Annotated in this window: 17 protein-coding genes, 1 tRNA gene, 1 rRNA gene, 1 other RNA gene and 1 other annotated feature (1 of these 21 running past the window's edge); of the genes, 14 read left to right on the forward strand and 6 right to left on the reverse strand. The window is 45.4% G+C overall.

The genetic code is table 11. From position 1 onward, the window contains the following. Positions 1-38 precede the first annotated feature (38 nt). Entirely contained in the window at positions 39-989 is a 951-nt protein-coding gene (locus tag ACXN9U_RS00030; RefSeq protein WP_060965086.1) for a YaaC family protein, read from the reverse strand. Between the two features lie 120 nt (positions 990-1,109). On the opposite strand from ACXN9U_RS00030, the gene guaB reads away from it, so the two are divergent. The 5 genes from guaB to serS all read left to right on the forward strand — a co-directional run bounded on the left by guaB (position 1,110) and on the right by serS (position 7,349). After that, complete coding sequence (guaB, locus tag ACXN9U_RS00035; RefSeq protein WP_003150717.1) at positions 1,110-2,576, forward strand: IMP dehydrogenase; 1,467 nt, start codon at positions 1,110-1,112, stop codon at positions 2,574-2,576. A gap of 152 nt (positions 2,577-2,728) precedes the next feature. Continuing rightward, the gene (gene dacA, locus ACXN9U_RS00040; protein ID WP_016937307.1) at positions 2,729-4,060 is read left to right on the forward strand and encodes a D-alanyl-D-alanine carboxypeptidase; all 1,332 of its coding nucleotides are present in this window, start codon (positions 2,729-2,731) and stop codon (positions 4,058-4,060) included. Between the two features lie 196 nt (positions 4,061-4,256). After that, a complete protein-coding gene (gene pdxS / locus ACXN9U_RS00045) occupies positions 4,257-5,141 on the forward strand; it encodes a pyridoxal 5'-phosphate synthase lyase subunit PdxS (protein WP_016937306.1) in 885 nt (294 codons plus the stop codon). Positions 5,142-5,162: 21 nt separating this feature from the next. Beyond that, the gene (gene pdxT / locus ACXN9U_RS00050; protein WP_060963788.1) at positions 5,163-5,753 is read left to right on the forward strand and encodes a pyridoxal 5'-phosphate synthase glutaminase subunit PdxT; all 591 of its coding nucleotides are present in this window, start codon (positions 5,163-5,165) and stop codon (positions 5,751-5,753) included. Between the two features lie 52 nt (positions 5,754-5,805). Then, positions 5,806-6,018: a binding site (T-box leader), on the forward strand. A gap of 53 nt (positions 6,019-6,071) precedes the next feature. Beyond that, on the forward strand, positions 6,072-7,349 hold the full coding sequence (gene serS, locus ACXN9U_RS00055; protein ID WP_060963787.1) for a serine--tRNA ligase: 1,278 nt from the start codon (positions 6,072-6,074) through the stop codon (positions 7,347-7,349). 11 nt (positions 7,350-7,360) lie between these two features. Here serS and ACXN9U_RS00060 read toward each other — a convergent pair whose 3' ends face one another. After that, entirely contained in the window at positions 7,361-8,506 is a 1,146-nt protein-coding gene (locus ACXN9U_RS00060; RefSeq protein WP_101605589.1) for a glycerate kinase, read from the reverse strand. 219 nt (positions 8,507-8,725) lie between these two features. On the opposite strand from ACXN9U_RS00060, the gene ACXN9U_RS00065 reads away from it, so the two are divergent. Continuing rightward, a tRNA-Ser gene (locus ACXN9U_RS00065) sits at positions 8,726-8,818 on the forward strand. Between the two features lie 131 nt (positions 8,819-8,949). Here ACXN9U_RS00065 and dck read toward each other — a convergent pair. From dck to ACXN9U_RS00085, 4 genes are all read right to left on the reverse strand, one after another. Beyond that, the gene (dck, locus tag ACXN9U_RS00070) at positions 8,950-9,603 is read right to left on the reverse strand and encodes a deoxyadenosine/deoxycytidine kinase (RefSeq protein WP_060963786.1); all 654 of its coding nucleotides are present in this window, start codon (positions 9,601-9,603) and stop codon (positions 8,950-8,952) included. Continuing rightward, entirely contained in the window at positions 9,600-10,223 is a 624-nt protein-coding gene (locus tag ACXN9U_RS00075; RefSeq protein ID WP_060963785.1) for a deoxynucleoside kinase, read from the reverse strand. The genes dck and ACXN9U_RS00075 overlap by 4 nt, the downstream gene beginning before the upstream one ends. Positions 10,224-10,318: 95 nt before the next feature. Further along, positions 10,319-11,608, reverse strand: coding sequence for a glycoside hydrolase family 18 protein (locus tag ACXN9U_RS00080; protein ID WP_201025264.1), 1,290 nt, complete (start codon positions 11,606-11,608; stop codon positions 10,319-10,321). A gap of 65 nt (positions 11,609-11,673) precedes the next feature. Beyond that, positions 11,674-12,225, reverse strand: a complete 552-nt coding sequence (locus ACXN9U_RS00085) for a cysteine hydrolase family protein (protein WP_016937299.1) — start codon at positions 12,223-12,225, stop codon at positions 11,674-11,676. Positions 12,226-12,307: 82 nt separating this feature from the next. Here ACXN9U_RS00085 and tadA point away from each other — a divergent pair, with 82 nt between their 5' ends. The 8 genes from tadA to ACXN9U_RS00125 form a co-directional block, all read left to right on the forward strand. Then, positions 12,308-12,790: a tRNA adenosine(34) deaminase TadA gene (gene tadA / locus ACXN9U_RS00090; RefSeq protein WP_060963783.1), complete on the forward strand. Its 483-nt coding sequence runs from the start codon at positions 12,308-12,310 to the stop codon at positions 12,788-12,790. An 84-nt stretch (positions 12,791-12,874) separates the two neighbouring features. Further along, positions 12,875-13,139, forward strand: an RNA gene (gene ffs / locus ACXN9U_RS00095) — signal recognition particle sRNA large type. Between the two features lie 133 nt (positions 13,140-13,272). Continuing rightward, a complete protein-coding gene (gene dnaX / locus ACXN9U_RS00100) occupies positions 13,273-14,964 on the forward strand; it encodes a DNA polymerase III subunit gamma/tau (RefSeq protein WP_489202052.1) in 1,692 nt (563 codons plus the stop codon). A 24-nt stretch (positions 14,965-14,988) separates the two neighbouring features. Next, positions 14,989-15,312 carry a YbaB/EbfC family nucleoid-associated protein gene (locus ACXN9U_RS00105; protein WP_003150700.1) on the forward strand — a complete coding sequence of 108 codons (324 nt, stop codon included), beginning with the start codon at positions 14,989-14,991 and terminating at the stop codon, positions 15,310-15,312. A 14-nt stretch (positions 15,313-15,326) separates the two neighbouring features. Further along, positions 15,327-15,923: a recombination protein RecR gene (gene recR / locus ACXN9U_RS00110; RefSeq protein ID WP_016937296.1), complete on the forward strand. Its 597-nt coding sequence runs from the start codon at positions 15,327-15,329 to the stop codon at positions 15,921-15,923. An 18-nt stretch (positions 15,924-15,941) separates the two neighbouring features. Beyond that, on the forward strand, positions 15,942-16,166 hold the full coding sequence (locus tag ACXN9U_RS00115; RefSeq protein WP_016937295.1) for a YaaL family protein: 225 nt from the start codon (positions 15,942-15,944) through the stop codon (positions 16,164-16,166). 60 nt (positions 16,167-16,226) lie between these two features. Beyond that, the gene (locus ACXN9U_RS00120) at positions 16,227-16,490 is read left to right on the forward strand and encodes a pro-sigmaK processing inhibitor BofA family protein (RefSeq protein WP_016937294.1); all 264 of its coding nucleotides are present in this window, start codon (positions 16,227-16,229) and stop codon (positions 16,488-16,490) included. 313 nt (positions 16,491-16,803) lie between these two features. Next, positions 16,804-17,500: ribosomal RNA gene (locus ACXN9U_RS00125) — 16S ribosomal RNA — on the forward strand (it continues 853 nt past the right edge of the window).

Raw genomic sequence — 17,500 nt, forward strand, 5'->3', positions numbered from 1 at the left:
AACGGTAAAGGCAGCTCATCTTGAGCTGCCTTTTTTGTTTATAAGTATTGCTTGAGGAAATTAGAAATGTAATAAGGAAATTTACGTTCTGTGACCTCTAAGAACCGCCGGATCAATACATAATCATCGCTGACATGCTGTGTCAGCAGTTCATACCACCATTCCGTTTCATATCTCGCAATCATCCCGATATTGTACAGGACCAAATAATGAATAATCATTTCGGGAAGATGCAGGAACTGATCACGCTGAGAGGGAAGATAATATTGATTTCTCTCTAAGTGAAACGCTAAGTTTGGCGAAGACCAAGGTTCAGTATCTAGCGGATCAGCCTCAAAAACCAAATGGTTATGGCTTTTCCTGACAAAAGACCAATTCAAATGATGACTGATATATTCTGCAAAGCGGGAGTCAGACATATTGTACTGAATCACCGTATGTTCAGGAACTAAAACAAGGTCATCTTTCAGCTCTACTTTCGTCAGCCAATTCTTTTTCTCTTGAAAATGAAATACAGTGTGCAATTCGGGAATGGCTGTCAGCAGTTTTTTCATTGTATACCGTTCTTCCTCAAGACCCGCTATTCCGAATAAGTGATTCATGACATGAATACATAAGCCATTGCGCTGCACCTTCACTTCATCATCCCTAAAACTGTAATTTTGCTTTTTGCGTTTCCGGGCAGTCACGCCATGTGCGAGTACTGAGGCGTGACTCGGATAGCTTGGATCTGTAGTCAGAAGACAGGCTTTCAGCAATTGTGACATCCCGTAAAACAACAGAATAGGCTTAATTTCTAAAGGGGACAGAGATGCCTGTTTATAAAAGGACTCGGCGTGTTTGATAAAAAATATGAAACGTTCACTGTTTTTAAACGCATATCGTTTTGGTTCTTCCATTCCTCTTTCTGTATAGACTCTATTTAGGAATTTCTGGGAGGATTCTACGGAATAAAATAATGACAACTCTTTCCACTCAAGGTCTCTCATGTGTATTTTTAAACCCTTTCCTTTATCTAAATATTTCAACTCTTCTTCGCTTCCTTGACATGCCGTTTTCTAGTTGATAATCTACATATAATATTTTGCCGAAAAGAGGGGGATTTACTAATGTGGGAAAGTAAATTTTCAAAAGAAGGCTTAACGTTCGATGATGTACTGCTCGTACCGGCTCAATCAGACGTACTTCCGCGTGATGTGGATTTATCTGTTGAACTGACAAAAACGTTAAAGCTTAATATTCCTGTCATCAGTGCAGGAATGGATACAGTAACAGAATCAGCTATGGCGATTGCGATGGCCAGACAGGGCGGCTTGGGCATTATCCATAAAAACATGTCCATCGAACAGCAGGCTGAACATGTTGACAAAGTCAAACGTTCTGAACGGGGCGTTATTACAAATCCCTTCTTTTTAACACCTGATCATCAAGTATTCGATGCGGAGCATTTGATGGGGAAATACAGAATTTCCGGTGTTCCGATCGTAGATAATAAAGACGATCAAAAGCTTGTCGGTATCATTACAAACCGTGATCTTCGCTTTATCTCTGATTATTCAATGAAAATCAGTGATGTCATGACAAAAGAAGAGCTGGTTACGGCTCCTGTAGGCACCACATTAGACGAAGCAGAAAAAATCTTACAGAAACATAAAATTGAAAAACTTCCATTAGTGGATGACCAAAATAAATTAAAAGGTCTTATCACGATCAAAGATATTGAAAAGGTTATCGAATTCCCGAATTCATCTAAAGATGAACACGGACGCCTTATTGTCGGCGCTGCGGTAGGCGTGACAGGCGATACAATGACACGCGTCAGCAAGCTTGTTGAAGCGAATGTCGACGTGATTGTGGTCGATACGGCTCATGGACATTCCAGAGGCGTACTGAACACAGTTGCGAAAATTCGTGAAACATATCCTGAACTGAACATTATCGCAGGAAATGTGGCAACGGCTGAAGCGACAAAGGCTTTGATTGAAGCCGGAGCAAACATTGTAAAAGTGGGAATCGGACCTGGTTCCATCTGTACGACACGCGTCGTTGCAGGTGTAGGCGTACCGCAAATCACTGCCATTTATGATTGTGCCACTGAAGCAAGAAAACACGGCGCAACAATTATCGCGGACGGCGGTATTAAATTCTCCGGTGATATTACGAAAGCATTGGCATCCGGCGGACATGCCGTAATGCTCGGAAGCCTGCTTGCCGGTACTTCAGAAAGCCCGGGAGAGACTGAAATCTATCAAGGCAGAAGATTTAAAGTGTACCGCGGTATGGGTTCTGTCGCTGCCATGGAAAAAGGCAGTAAAGACCGATATTTCCAAGAAGAAAATAAGAAATTCGTCCCTGAAGGTATCGAAGGAAGGACTCCGTACAAAGGTCCTGTAGAAGAAACAGTGTATCAGCTTGTCGGCGGTCTTCGTTCAGGCATGGGATACTGCGGTTCAAAAGACTTGCGCGCTTTAAGAGAAGAGGCTCAATTCATCCGTATGACAGGTGCCGGTCTTCGCGAAAGCCATCCGCATGATGTCCAAATTACGAAAGAATCACCAAACTACACAATCTCATAATTGTTACAAATAAAAAACATTTGACAGGGTCGCTGACTCTGTCTATTTTTTTTATATCGAGTGTGATAAAATTTATACTGTTGTGTTTTGAATTTGAATATGTCCTTAACGGCTTAATTATAGATTTAAAATGAATGACGGAGGTCGTAAGATTGAACATCACGAAATGGAAACAGCTGTTAGTGTCATTAGTGGTACTGGCACTGGCCGCAACTTGCTTTGTTCCAATGTCTAAAGCGGAGGCAGCCGGCAATGACCCGGTTGATGTCAATGCTTCAGCTGCGATAATGATTGAGGCTTCATCGGGAAAAATTTTATACAGTAAAAATGCAGACAAAAGACTGCCGATTGCCAGCATGACAAAAATGATGACTGAATATCTGCTTCTGGAAGCCATTAAAGAAGGAAAAGTGAAATGGGATCAAACGTATACTCCTGATGATTATGTCTATGAAATTTCTCAAGACAACAGTTTATCAAACGTCCCTCTTCGGAAAGACGGCAAATACACAGTCAAAGAACTGTATCAAGCCATGGCGATTTACTCTGCTAACGGAGCCGCGATCGCTGTTGCTGAAATTCTTGCCGGAACTGAAACGAAATTTGTCGCTGAAATGAATGCGAAAGCCAAAGAATTAGGCATGACAAACTATGATTTTAAAAATGCCACCGGGCTTGTGAATGAAGACCTTCACGGCAAACAGCCGCAAGGAGAAGGCGTTAAAGAAGAGAGTGAAGTTTCTGCTAAAGACATGGCGCTTCTTGCAGACCGCCTGATCACTGATTATCCGGAAGTTCTGAAAACAACAAGCATCGCTAAGACGAAATTCAGAGCCGGCACTGATGATGAAATGGACATGCCGAACTGGAACTTCATGTTAAAAGGCCTTGTTTCTGAATATCCCGGCGTTGACGGGTTAAAAACGGGTTCTACTGATTCTGCGGGATCTTGTTTTACAAGCACCGCACAGCGGAACGGAATGCGGGTCATCACCGTTGTGTTAAACGCAAAAGGCAACCTGCATACCGGACGATTTGATGAAACGAAAAAAATGCTCGATTACGCATTTAACAGCAATTTCTCAATGAAAGACCTTTACCCTGAAGGCTCTCAAGTAAAAGGGCACAAAACGATTGACGTTGACAAAGGGAAAGACAAGCAAGTCGATATTGTGACTGATAAGGCGCTTTCTATTCCTGTGAAAAGCGGGGATGAAAAGAACTATAAAGCCGAAGTGACCTTAGATAAAAAAGAAATCACGGCTCCTGTGAAAAAAGGGACGAAAGTCGGAACGCTGAAAGTTACATACAAAGGCAGTGACAAAGACTACGGCTTCCTCAAATCCAAAGAGTTCAGCGTGAATCTTGTAACGAAAAATGATGTAGATAAAGCAAACTGGTTTGTTCAGATGATGCGCGGCATCGGCGGTTTCTTCTCCGGAATCTGGAACAGCGCCGTTGATACGGTAACAGGCTGGTTTTAAGAAATAAGAAAGAGCTCTGATGAAAGTTAGGGCTCTTTTGCTTAATATACTGAAAAAACCAAATTGTTAGTAAAAAATGATATCTATCTCTTCCGTCACACTGTAAAATAAGAATATCCATATGAAATATTGTATTTCTGGGATACAATAAGAGATAGACATTATCTAACTATACATTGACTAGGGGGACCAAATAATGGCTCAAACAGGTACTGACCGTGTAAAACGCGGAATGGCGGAAATGCAAAAAGGCGGCGTCATCATGGACGTTGTAAATGCTGAACAAGCGAAGATTGCGGAAGAGGCGGGAGCTGTTGCCGTAATGGCGTTAGAACGAGTTCCGGCTGATATTCGTGCTGCCGGCGGTGTAGCCCGCATGGCTGACCCGACGATCGTTGAAGAAGTAATGAATGCTGTATCCATTCCCGTAATGGCAAAAGCGCGTATCGGACATATCGTTGAAGCGCGTGTCCTTGAAGCAATGGGAGTAGATTATATTGATGAAAGTGAAGTTCTGACTCCTGCTGACGAAGAATTTCATTTAAATAAAAATGAATATACTGTTCCGTTCGTATGCGGATGCCGTGATCTCGGCGAAGCAACGCGCCGTATCGCTGAAGGAGCCTCCATGCTTCGTACAAAAGGCGAACCGGGAACAGGAAACATTGTGGAAGCTGTCCGTCATATGAGAAAAGTAAACGCGCAAGTGCGCAAAGTTGCGGCGATGAGCGATGATGAGCTGATGACTGAAGCGAAAAACCTCGGTGCTCCCTATGAGCTGCTTCTTCAAATCAAACGTGACGGCAAATTGCCTGTTGTCAACTTTGCTGCCGGCGGAGTGGCGACGCCTGCTGATGCGGCATTGATGATGCAGCTGGGCGCTGACGGCGTATTTGTCGGTTCAGGTATTTTTAAATCAGACAACCCTGCTAAATTCGCCAAAGCAATTGTGGAAGCAACGACTCACTACACAGATTACAAACTGATCGCTGAGCTTTCTAAAGAATTGGGAACAGCGATGAAAGGAATCGAAATCTCAAATCTATTGCCGGAACAGCGTATGCAAGAACGCGGCTGGTAAAACCATAGGAGAGCTGGAAGCATGTTAACAATTGGTGTACTTGGACTTCAAGGAGCAGTAAGAGAACATATTCGTTCAATTGAAGCATGTGGTTCAAAAGGTGTTGTCATTAAGCGTCCTGAACAGCTGAATGACATCGACGGCTTAATCCTGCCGGGCGGAGAAAGCACGACGATGCGGCGTTTAATGGATACGTATCATTTTATGGAGCCGCTTCGCGAGTTTGCCGCTCAAGGCAAGCCGATGTTCGGCACATGCGCCGGTCTGATTATTTTAGCCAAAGAGATTGCGGGAACCGATCATGCTCATTTAGGGCTGTTAAATGTGGTTGTCGAGCGTAATTCCTTTGGCCGTCAGGTCGACAGCTTTGAAGCTGACCTGAGGATTAAAGGCATTGATGAGCCGTTTACGGGTGTATTTATTCGTGCGCCGCACATTTTAGAAGCCGGAGAAGATGTTGAAGTGCTTTGTGAGCATAACGGACGCATCGTGGCTGCAAAGCAGGGGCATTTGCTCGGCTGCTCGTTCCATCCTGAACTGACGGATGACCACCGGGTGACAGAGCTGTTTGTGAAGATGGCGGAAAAGTATAAGCGGGAAACAGCTGTATAAAACAGTTGAAAACCGATGATACTTATAGTACATTATAAACACAAATAAAGATCGAAAAGCGTTGACAGGAAGCAGTAGGAAGCCTCTCTTTCAAAGAGAGCCGATGGGTGGTGCGAATCGGTGGAAGATGCTGTCCGAATCCGTCCTTGAGCGAAATGCTGAAAACAAGTAGGCATTTACGGGAAAACCGTTATGTGTTAAAGCGGGAAGCAAGTGTAAGCTTGTTTTCAATCAGGGTGGCAACGCGAGAGCTCTCGTCCCTTTTAGGGGATGAGGGCTCTTTTTTATTTTCGATAAAACAGATAGGAGTTGTTAAGTATGATTGATACGAAGGTCCTGAGAGCCAATTTTCAAGAAGTAAAAGCGAAGCTCATTCCTAAAGGCGAAGACTTATCTGACTTTGACAAGTTTGAAGAGCTTGATAAAAAAAGAAGAGAACTTATCGGCAAAGTAGAAGAACTGAAGGGGAAACGCAACGAAGTATCTCAGCAGGTCGCCGTTTTGAAACGGGAGAAAAAAGACGCTGATCATATTATTAAAGAGATGCGTGAAGCAGGCGAAGAAATTAAGAAGCTTGATGAAGAGCTTCGCACGGTGGAAACCACGCTCGAAACCATCCTTCTGTCTATTCCGAACATCCCGCACGATTCAGTGCCTGTAGGGGAAACGGAAGATGATAACATTGAAATCCGCAAGTGGGGAGAGGCGCCGGCATTTGCATATGAGCCGAAACCGCATTGGGATATCGCTGACCGCTTGAACATCCTTGATTTCGAACGCGCTTCAAAAGTAACGGGAAGCCGGTTTGTGTTTTATAAAGGACTAGGGGCCCGTCTCGAACGCGCGCTCTACAACTTTATGCTGGATCTTCACGTTGATGAGTATGATTACACTGAAGTCATTCCTCCTTATATGGTAAACCGTACGAGCATGACAGGGACGGGACAGCTTCCTAAATTTGAAGAGGATGCTTTTAAAATCAGGGAAGAGGATTATTTCTTAATTCCGACGGCGGAAGTGCCGATCACAAATATGCACCGCGATGAAATCTTATCCGGCGAGGACCTCCCGATTAATTATGCCGCATTCAGCGCCTGCTTCCGTTCAGAAGCGGGATCTGCCGGCCGTGATACACGCGGTTTGATCCGCCAGCATCAATTCAACAAGGTTGAGCTTGTGAAATTCGTGAAGCCGGAAGATTCTTATGAGGAGCTTGAAAAATTAACAAATCAAGCTGAACGGGTGCTTCAGCTGCTAGAACTGCCGTATCGTGTCATGAGCATGTGTACCGGAGATCTCGGCTTTACAGCTGCGAAAAAGTACGATATTGAAGTATGGATTCCAAGCCAAGACACATATCGTGAAATTTCTTCTTGCAGCAACTTTGAGGCCTTCCAGGCGAGACGCGCAAACATTCGATTCAGACGCGAAGCGAAAGGCAAGCCGGAGCATGTGCATACATTAAACGGTTCCGGTCTGGCAGTCGGCAGAACAGTAGCTGCCATCTTGGAAAACTACCAGCAGGAAGACGGAAGTGTTGTCATTCCGAAAGTGCTTCGTCCTTATATGGGAAATAAAGAAGTCATCAAACCATAAAAAGGTGCGCCCTAGAGGCGCGCCTTTTTTGCTGTTTGGTATAAAGCGGCGATATTCCGAGCTGTGCTTTCAAGGTTAAAACGTCCTGACGCTAAGGCGTCTTCAAGACTTACAGCGCCCGGCACGATAGAAAATACAGCTGTTATGCCTCCGTTGTATACATGTTCAAAATCTTTTCCCAAGGAACCCGCCAACGCGATAACGGGAATTTTTTGAGCAGCTGCACGTGCGGCGATCCCGGCGGGGGTTTTGCCGAATATTGTTTGTCCGTCAATCTGCCCCTCTCCGGTGATGATAAGGTCAGCGCCTTTTATCTGATCTGAAAAGGACAGTGTATCTAATACAACGTCAATCCCGCTTTGAAGTTCTGCTTGTAAGAAGGCGATCAGCCCTGCGCCTAAACCTCCTGCGGCACCCGCGCCTTTTACGGTATCTGCTTCAATATCGTGCTGCCGTCTCAATACATCAGCGAAATGGCGCAAATTGCGATCCAATACAACTTTTGTCTTCTCTGACGCCCCTTTTTGCGGGCCAAAGACATATGATGCGCCGTTTTCTCCGGTCAGAGGATTTTCGACATCGCATGCGGCACGGATACGAATATGTTTCAGATCAGGGGAGAGGCGGCTTATATCGATAGAAGCCAGGGTTTGCAGCGAGCCTCCGCCGTCAGGTATCTCCTGACCTTCCTCATTTAAGAAACGCACACCGAGCGCGCTCGCCATCCCGGTCCCGCCGTCATTGGTTGCGCTCCCGCCAAGACCGATGATGATTTCACTCACCCCGCGGGAAGCTGCATCTGCTATCAGTTCACCCGTTCCTCTTGTTGTAGTGTTCAACGGATCTCTGAGATGACGGGGGATGAGATGAAGTCCCGATGCTTCTGCCATTTCAATGACTGCCGTGCGTCCGTTTCCCAGAAGTCCGTATGCGGCGTTTACCGAGGTTCCCAGCGGACCGGTCACTGTTTTATTAATGATTCTCCCGCCGGTGGCATCCGTTAAAGCCTGAACGGTTCCTTCTCCGCCGTCGGCCGCGGGTATCTTGATATATTCCGCGTCAGGGAAGACTGATTTGAATCCTTTTTCGATGCTGTCGGCAGCTTCTTTTGCTGTCATGCTCTCTTTAAAAGAATCCGGTGCGATTATGACTTTCATTGTGTTCTCCACCTTTATGAACAGGTTATCTATTTGAATGTATTCTTGGTTTTCACTGTATTTTCCTGCCCGTATAACAGAAAGCGGTTGATTTTGGATACGAGTCTTTTGTATGATAGTAAAGCTGACGGACAAGCTGTTTAAGAAAAGAAATAAAAAATATGAAAAAAGCGCTTGACTGAAAAATAAGTCATGTGGTATATTATTAAATGTCGATACGGAGGAATACCCAAGTCTGGCTGAAGGGATCGGTCTTGAAAACCGACAGGGGTGTCAAAGCCCGCGGGGGTTCGAATCCCTCTTCCTCCGCCATATTGATTTTAAACCTAATGAAACTCGAGCATATATTGGAGATTGTTTTGTCCGCTGCATCTGATGCAGCGGATTTTTTATATGCAAAAAAAAGCGATTTTCTCTGTTCGGGGAAAATCGCTTTCTTATTTTTACTTATTTCTGTTTTCGTTGATCACGCGGCTGATTTTTTCGATCAATGGTTCCAGTGACTGTTCGTCAGTTTCAAGGTCATAATCTTCAATGCGCACTTTCAGCACAGGGCAGGCGTTAAAACCGCTGATCCAGTCTTCGTACCGTTTATACATCTCTTCCCAATAGGAACGGTTTGTCTGCAGCTCCATATCGCGGCCGCGCTTTTCAATCCGGTCTATAATGTTTTCAAGATCACCTTCTAAATAGATCAAAACATCAGGGTGCGGGAAGTATGGCGTCATGACCATCGCTTCGAAAAGGCTTGTGTATGTTTTGTAATCTGTCAGCGACATGGTTCCTTTATCGGCATGCATTTTTGCGAATATGCCTGTATCTTCATAAATCGAACGGTCCTGCACGAATCCGCCGCCTGATTCAAAGATGTTTTTCTGCTCCTTGAACCGCTCAGCCAGAAAATAAATTTGCAAGTGAAAGCTCCAGCGCTCAAAATCATGATAAAACTTCTCTAAATAAGGGTTTTCATCCACTTCTTCAAGCGAGGTATTAAATCCGAGCCGTTTTGCTAAAGCCTTGGTTAAAGTCGATTTTCCGACTCCTACCGTTCCCGCTACTGTTATAATGGCGTTGTTTGGAATATGAATGTCTTTCATTTAATAAGCTCCTTTACCTGACGGGCAATTCTTTCATAGTCTGTCTTATTCAAAACAAAGTCTTCGGTATCACCGTCAATGGTCAGTACAGAGATATCCGGATCTTCTTCCTGAAGCAGTCTGATGGCTGTGTCATAATCTGCAATGAGACGTTCCAGATATTGATGCTCGATGTTTTTCTCAAACGGGCGCCCTCGTTTTTCAATGCGTTGAAGCAATGTCGGCAGGCTTGCCTTTATGTATACAATAACATTCGGTTTCGGCAAGTCGTGAGTGAGCAGATGATAAATCTGCTTATATTTCTCAAGCTTTTGTCCGTGCAATGTGCGCTCTGCGAAAATAACGTTTTTATAAATATGATAATCGGACAAAACGGGCTGTCCTTGTTTTAAGTAATCACGATCTGTATCTTCAAGCTGTTTATACCTGTGACAGAGAAAAAACATTTCAAGCTGGAAACTCCACTCCTCGATATTATCATAGAACTTATCAAGATAAGGGTTGTCTTCCACAATCTCATTAATCATAGGAAAACCGAGCTCTTCAGAAAGCATAGAAGCGAGTGTCGTTTTTCCCGCCCCGATAGGACCTTCTACCGCGATAAAAGGGGCTCTGTTCATTGAAAATCCTCCTTAATTCTGCAAACATCCGTCATCTGCCGGCCTTTATATTGTATCACACTCTCAGAAAAGCCCATGAAAAAAGACGCTTCCAATTAACGAAACGTCTCTTTCACAATATGAAATTGATCTCCGAGCAAAAGCCAGTTTTGCGGGAAGGAGAGGCCGAGTTTCCAATAGCTGATTCCTCTTAAATGAAGTTCTTTAATTAAATTGAATTTCGCTTGAATGGATCGTGCGTCTTCAAACCATACTTCATGCCGTTTCTGATTTTCATCCGTGTATCGAAAGAATGGAGCCTGGGCGGTTTCGTCATATTGAATGTCAACTTTATAGCGTGCTGCCAGAGCGATTGCCTGCTGAGGACTGACGGCTTTCGCTGTCGTTCCCTGTTTGAAAGGCAGTGTCCAATCATAGCCGTACATATTCTGGCCCATGACAATTTTTGAAGCAGGCATTTCTGTCAGCGCGTACTCAATGACATTCCTTACAGGGCCGATTGGTGATACGGCCTGAGGCGGGCCCCCGCTGTATCCCCACTCATATGTCATGATGACGACAAAATCGACGATTTCTCCATGTGCCCTATAGTCATGTGCTTCATACCATTTGCCGGCCTGGGTCGCGCTCGTTTTCGGAGCAAGCGCCGTTGAAATCTTCCAGCCTTGACGGTGAAAAATCGTCCTCGCTTCACGTAAAAAACGATTGTAGGCTTCTCTGTCCTGAGGACGTAGATATTCGAAATCAAAATGAATATCGCGAAAGCCGTGCTTTCTAGCCGTGGAGACGATTTCCTGAAAGAGTTTTGTTTTCACGGTATTATCATTCAATATGAGCCGCCCGAGATCATCGCTGAATGCGTCATTTTCAAGGTTGGTGATGATCATCATCAGTGTGGTGTTGTGCCTGTCACTGATGCTTTTTAAATTGGTGAGCGGCGGTTCCTTTAAAGTCCCGTTCCGCTGCACTTGAAAACTGAATACGCCGAGGTATGTTAAATAAGGTGAGGCCTCTCTTGCCGCCTGCTGCAGATTAGCGCTTACGCTCGTTCCCCGCGGTTCTATATGTGCATTTGATTCGATATGGGGCTTATTTGTCTGCGGCGGAATGTAAAGGCGGGTCCCGCTTCGCAATGGAGTGCTGAGCTGAATTCCGTTCACTCTCGCAAGCTCCGCGGCCGATATATGAAAACGGCCGGCGATTGCCGCAAGAGTATCGCCTTGTTTCACTTCGTAATATTGACCCTCAATCGGAATGACAAGAGTTTGTCCGACAACCAGTGTATTGGGATTAGGCAGTTTATTTGCTTCCGCAATGACATTTGCGGTCGTCCGGTAGCGCGCCGCAATAGCGGAAAGCGTGTCGCCCCGTTTCACTACATAGATCTGAATGAAAAACGCCTCCTTTCATATCCGCTATCAAATGTATGAAAAAAGGAGGCCGATCATGTTTATTTTTCGTCGATAATTTGTTTTTCCGTGGTTATTTCTGCGAAGAGAACATTCTCCATCATCGTCAAGGCGAAATCATTGTCTTCGTCGCTATTGGAAGCGGTGCAGTCTTTCGGGATGGTAATGCTGTATTCTCTCATATAAGCGTCGTTAGCCGTGAACAGTACACAAATATTCCCGGCAATCCCCGTAATCATTAATCGGTTCACTTGCAGCTCGGTCAGAAGAGTATGAAGCGCCGTTTCATAAAAAGCGGAATGCTTCGGTTTAATGAGAAAATAATCATCCGGATGAGGCGAGATATCTTCTATTATGGATGCGCTTCTGTCATTGCTGCATTCCTCCCTGATGGCATCAATATCCGCCTTCCAAAGCCCGTAATGGTCATTAATATAAATAATCGGCCAGTTGTTTTGTTTTGCATGCTTCTTTAATGATAAAATACGGGGGACGATTTGTTTGGTTTTTTCAGCAAGACGTTCGCCCATATCAAATTGAAAATTGTTAATCATATCGACAATGAGAAGGGCTGTGTTGTTAGGTTCAGACAATGCCGGCAACTCCTTTCTGCTGGGGTATTCCTATTTTAACCTTTATGAGACATGAAAAAACTTAAGAAGAGAGCTTGAACCGATGAATGATGAATATTATATGAGAGAAGCCATAAAAGAAGCGAAAAAAGCAGAAGCGAAAGGCGAAGTGCCGATCGGGGCCGTCCTTGTTCTGCATGATGAGATCGTGGCGCGGGCGCATAATCTGCGGGAGACCGAACAGCGGTCGCTGGCCCACGCGGAAATGCTGGCGATAGACGAAGCATGCCGCAAGCTGGGAACATGGAGACTTGAAGACGCCGTTCTTTATGTCACTTTAGAGCCGTGCCCGATGTGCGCGGGAGCCGTCGTGCTTTCCAGAGTCGATAAGGTCGTGTTCGGCGCATTTGACCCCAAGGGAGGCTGTGCAGGAACGCTCATGAACCTTCTTCAGGAAGAACGGTTCAACCACCAAGCGGAAGTGGTGAGCGGAGTGCTTGAAGAAGAGTGCGGAGAAATGCTCAGCGCTTTTTTCAGAAAGCTTCGCCGGCAAAAGAAAGACATGAGGAAAAAGTTGTCTGAGTAGTACGGTTGCATTTTCTGCCTGAAGCAGATATACTTATGTGTGCATCATAAATGGTGCGCATATCAAAATTTGATATTTATTTTGCCGTGCTAAGCGGGGAGGTAGCGGTGCCCTGTACCCGCAATCCGCTCTAGCGGGGCCGAATCCCTTCTCGAGGTTCGTTTACTGTAAGGTCTGCCTTAAGTAAGTGGCGTTGACGTCTGGGTCCTGCGCAATGGGAATTCATGAACCATGTCAGGTCCGGAAGGAAGCAGCATTAAGTGAAACCTCTCATGTGCCGCAGGGTTGCCTGGGCCGAGCTAACTGCTTAAGTAACGCTTAGGGTAGCGAATCGACAGAAGGTGCACGGTAAATCAATCATCAAATTTCAGACTCACCTGTTTATGACAGGTGAGTTTTTTCGTGTATGAAAAACGGGTTTTGGCGTTAAAAGCCCGTTCATGTATAATAAACATGATGAATAACAGAGGAGGGCGCATCCTGTGGGTTACCAAGCTTTATATCGAGTATTTAGGCCTCAGCAGTTTGAAGATGTGGTCGGACAGGAACACATTACGAAAACGCTGCAAAATGCCCTTTTGCAAAAGAAATTTTCTCATGCCTATCTGTTTTCTGGACCACGGGGAACGGGGAAAACCAGTGCAGCTAAAATATTTGCGAAAGCAGTCAACTGTGAGCACGCCCCTGTAGAAGAACCGTGCAATGAATGCGCGGCGTGCAAGGGGATCACAAACGGCTCTATATCAGATGTGATCGAAATAGATGCGGCGTCGAATAACGGTGTAGACGAAATCCGCGACATCCGCGACAAAGTAAAATTCGCCCCGTCGGCCGTTACCTACAAGGTATATATTATAGATGAGGTGCATATGCTCTCTATCGGCGCATTCAATGCGCTTTTGAAAACGCTGGAAGAACCGCCGGCACATTGCATTTTCATATTAGCTACGACTGAGCCTCATAAGATTCCTTTAACCATTATCTCCAGATGTCAGCGTTTTGACTTCAAACGGATTACATCCAAAGCAATTGTCGGACGAATGAAGACAATCGTCGATGCAGAGCAGCTGAAGGTGGAAGATGGCGCCCTTGATATCATAGCGAGCGCCGCAGACGGTGGAATGAGGGACGCGCTGAGCCTGCTCGATCAAGCCGTATCATTCAGCGGCGAGGAGCTGTCGGTGGATGATGCACTGCTTATTACCGGAGCCGTTTCCCAGCACTATATTGGAAAACTGGCATCTGCTCTTCACCGTAAACAGGTTTCCGAGGCATTGGAAACACTGAATGAACTGCTCCAGCAGGGGAAAGATGCGGCCAAACTGATTGAAGATATGATCTTTTATTTCAGAGATATGCTCTTGTACCAGGCTGCTCCCGGTTTAGAAGGAGTCCTGGAGAAGGTGAAGGTCGATGAAACGTTCCGGAATCTGAGCGGTGAAATACCGGCTCCCGCTTTATATGAGATGATTGACATCCTGAATAAAAGCCATCAGGAAATGAAGTGGACGAACCACCCGAGAATCTTTTTTGAAGTGGCTGTCGTGAAAATATGCCAGACGGCACAGCAAGCCGCCGCAGATATCCCAGAGGTCGGCATGCTGATGAATAAGATCCAGCAGCTTGAGCAGGAAGTGGAAAGACTGAAGACTTCCGGGGTGAAAGTTCAGGCGGAAAGTGCTCCGAAAGAAGCCCCGCGTCCTCAAAAAGGCGGAAAAAGCCATTACAAAGCCCCGGCCGGAAGAATTCATGAAATATTGAAGGAAGCCACAAGGCCTGACCTTGAACAGCTTAAAAGCAGCTGGGGCAAGCTGCTGGCACACCTGAAACAGCAGAATAAAGTGTCTCATGCGGCTCTTTTGAATGACAGTGAACCGGTGGCCGCTGCCCAGAAGGCGTTTGTGCTTAAATTTAAATACGAAATCCATTGTAAAATGGTTGCTGAAGACAATAACGGAGTCCGTACAAATCTTGAACAGATTCTCGAATCAATGCTCGGGAAAAGAATGGATTTGATTGGCGTTCCGGAAGCACAATGGGGTAAAATAAGAGAAGAATTTTTAAATGATCATCAGCAGGAAAGTGAAGGATCAAACGAACCGGCTGAAGAAGATCCGCTGATTGCAGAGGCGAAAAAACTTGTCGGAGCGGATTTAATCGAAATAAAAGACTAATAAGATGAAAGAGAGTGATTGAATATGCGTGGCGGAATGGGAAACATGCAAAAAATGATGAAACAAATGCAAAAAATGCAAAAAGATATGGCGAAGGCTCAAGAGGAGCTTGCTGAAAAAGTGCTTGAAGGCACAGCGGGCGGCGGAATGGTAACTGTAAAAGTCAACGGCCAAAAAGAAGTTGTAGATGTTGCGATTAAAGAAGAAGTCGTTGATCCGGAAGATATCGAAATGCTTCAGGACCTGGTTCTTGCTGCGACAAACGACGCCCTCAAGAAAGTCGATGACATGACGAATGAGACAATGGGACAATTTACAAAAGGAATGAACATACCGGGTTTATTCTAGGGGGATAAATAAACATGCAGTATCCTGAACCAATATCAAAGCTGATTGACAGCTTTATGAAATTGCCAGGGATCGGACCGAAAACAGCGGTTCGTCTGGCTTTTTTTGTTCTAGGTATGAAAGAAGACACAGTATTGGATTTTGCTAAGGCGCTCGTCAATGCGAAGCGGAATCTGACATATTGCTCGATCTGCGGACATATTACAGATCAGGACCCTTGTTATATATGCGAGGATACAAGAAGAGATAGATCTGTCATTTGTGTAGTGCAGGACCCTAAGGATGTTATTGCAATGGAGAAGATGAAGGAATATAACGGCCAGTATCATGTTCTTCACGGCGCAATTTCTCCGATGGACGGCATCGGCCCGGAGGATATTAAGATTCCGGAACTGCTGAAGCGCCTTCAGGATGATCAAGTGACAGAAGTTATCCTCGCAACCAACCCTAATATTGAAGGGGAAGCAACAGCGATGTATATATCGAGGCTGTTAAAGCCCTCAGGCATCAAGCTCTCCCGTATTGCCCACGGTCTGCCCGTCGGCGGTGATTTGGAATATGCTGATGAGGTCACTCTTTCAAAAGCTCTTGAAGGAAGACGTGAATTGTAAGGGAGGAAATGGCGAGGCATGGGTTTTCTTCGCAGAAATACATTAAGAAAAGAGTTTGACGACAAACTGATTGAACAGCTCTTTAAACAAAAGGAAGAATGGAACAGACAGAAGAGTCTGGTCGATAAAAGTCTTGAGCCCTCAGCTGAGGTGCTGTTTGAGTTGAAAGTCGCTGAATCTAAATACTTTTTTTATTTGAAAGAAGCGAAGCAGCGGAATTTAAAAATGAGCAGATGGAAGTAAGAGGTCTATTCTCCGGGGTCTTCTCATAAGCTTGTACTAAACAAGCGAGGGGGAAGATTCATGGAGCCTTTTTTTATTATCGGTTTGATTGTCGGTCTGGTTGCTTTGCTTTTATTATGGGGAGTATCTTCAAAGCCGTTAAGATGGATTGGTGTGACTGCCGTTAAGTTTATTGCCGGAGCGATTCTTCTGGCAGGTGTGAATTTATTCGGCGGGAGTCTAGGCATTCATATACCTGTTAATCTGATCACAACCGGCATCAGCGGGATTTTAGGAATACCCGGCATTGCGGCTTTAATCGTCATTAAACGCTTCATCATTTAATTTGTCGTTTATTGTTGACATGATGAATTAAGGGTGGTATTCTAATATACGTCGCTGATGACAAAACGGATTTTCGAAAAAGAAATTCAAAAAAGTTATTGACGGCAATGATAATTATGTGTTACAATAATTAAGTCGCTTCGAGAGAAGTCGAAAAAGTTCTTTGAAAACTAAACAAGACAAAACGTACCTGTTAATTCAAAGTTTTAAATAAATCGCACAGCGATGTGCGTAGTCAGTCAAACTAAGGTCTGCACGATGCAGATCACACAGACGTTACTGCAGGATGCAGTGAACTTAGTCTGTGATCCATTTATCGGAGAGTTTGATCCTGGCTCAGGACGAACGCTGGCGGCGTGCCTAATACATGCAAGTCGAGCGGACAGATGGGAGCTTGCTCCCTGATGTTAGCGGCGGACGGGTGAGTAACACGTGGGTAACCTGCCTGTAAGACTGGGATAACTCCGGGAAACCGGGGCTAATACCGGATGCTTGTTTGAACCGCATGGTTCAAACATAAAAGGTGGCTTCGGCTACCACTTACAGATGGACCCGCGGCGCATTAGCTAGTTGGTGAGGTAACGGCTCACCAAGGCGACGATGCGTAGCCGACCTGAGAGGGTGATCGGCCACACTGGGACTGAGACACGGCCCAGACTCCTACGGGAGGCAGCAGTAGGGAATCTTCCGCAATGGACGAAAGTCTGACGGAGCAACGCCGCGTGAGTGATGAAGGTTTTCGGATCGTAAAGCTCTGTTGTTAGGGAAGAACAAGTGCCGTTCAAATAGGGCGGCACCTTGACGGTACCTAACCAGAAAGCCACGGCTAACTACGTGCCAGCAGCCGCGGTAATACGTAGGTGGCAAGCGTTGTCCGGAATTATTGGGCGTAAAGGGCTCGCAGGCGGTTTCTTAAGTCTGATGTGAAAGCCCCCGGCTCAACCGGGGAGGGTCATTGGAAACTGGGGAACTTGAGTGCAGAAGAGGAGAGTGGAATTCCACGTGTAGCG

It is taken from the genome of Bacillus sp. BACIII (genome assembly GCF_057836745.1).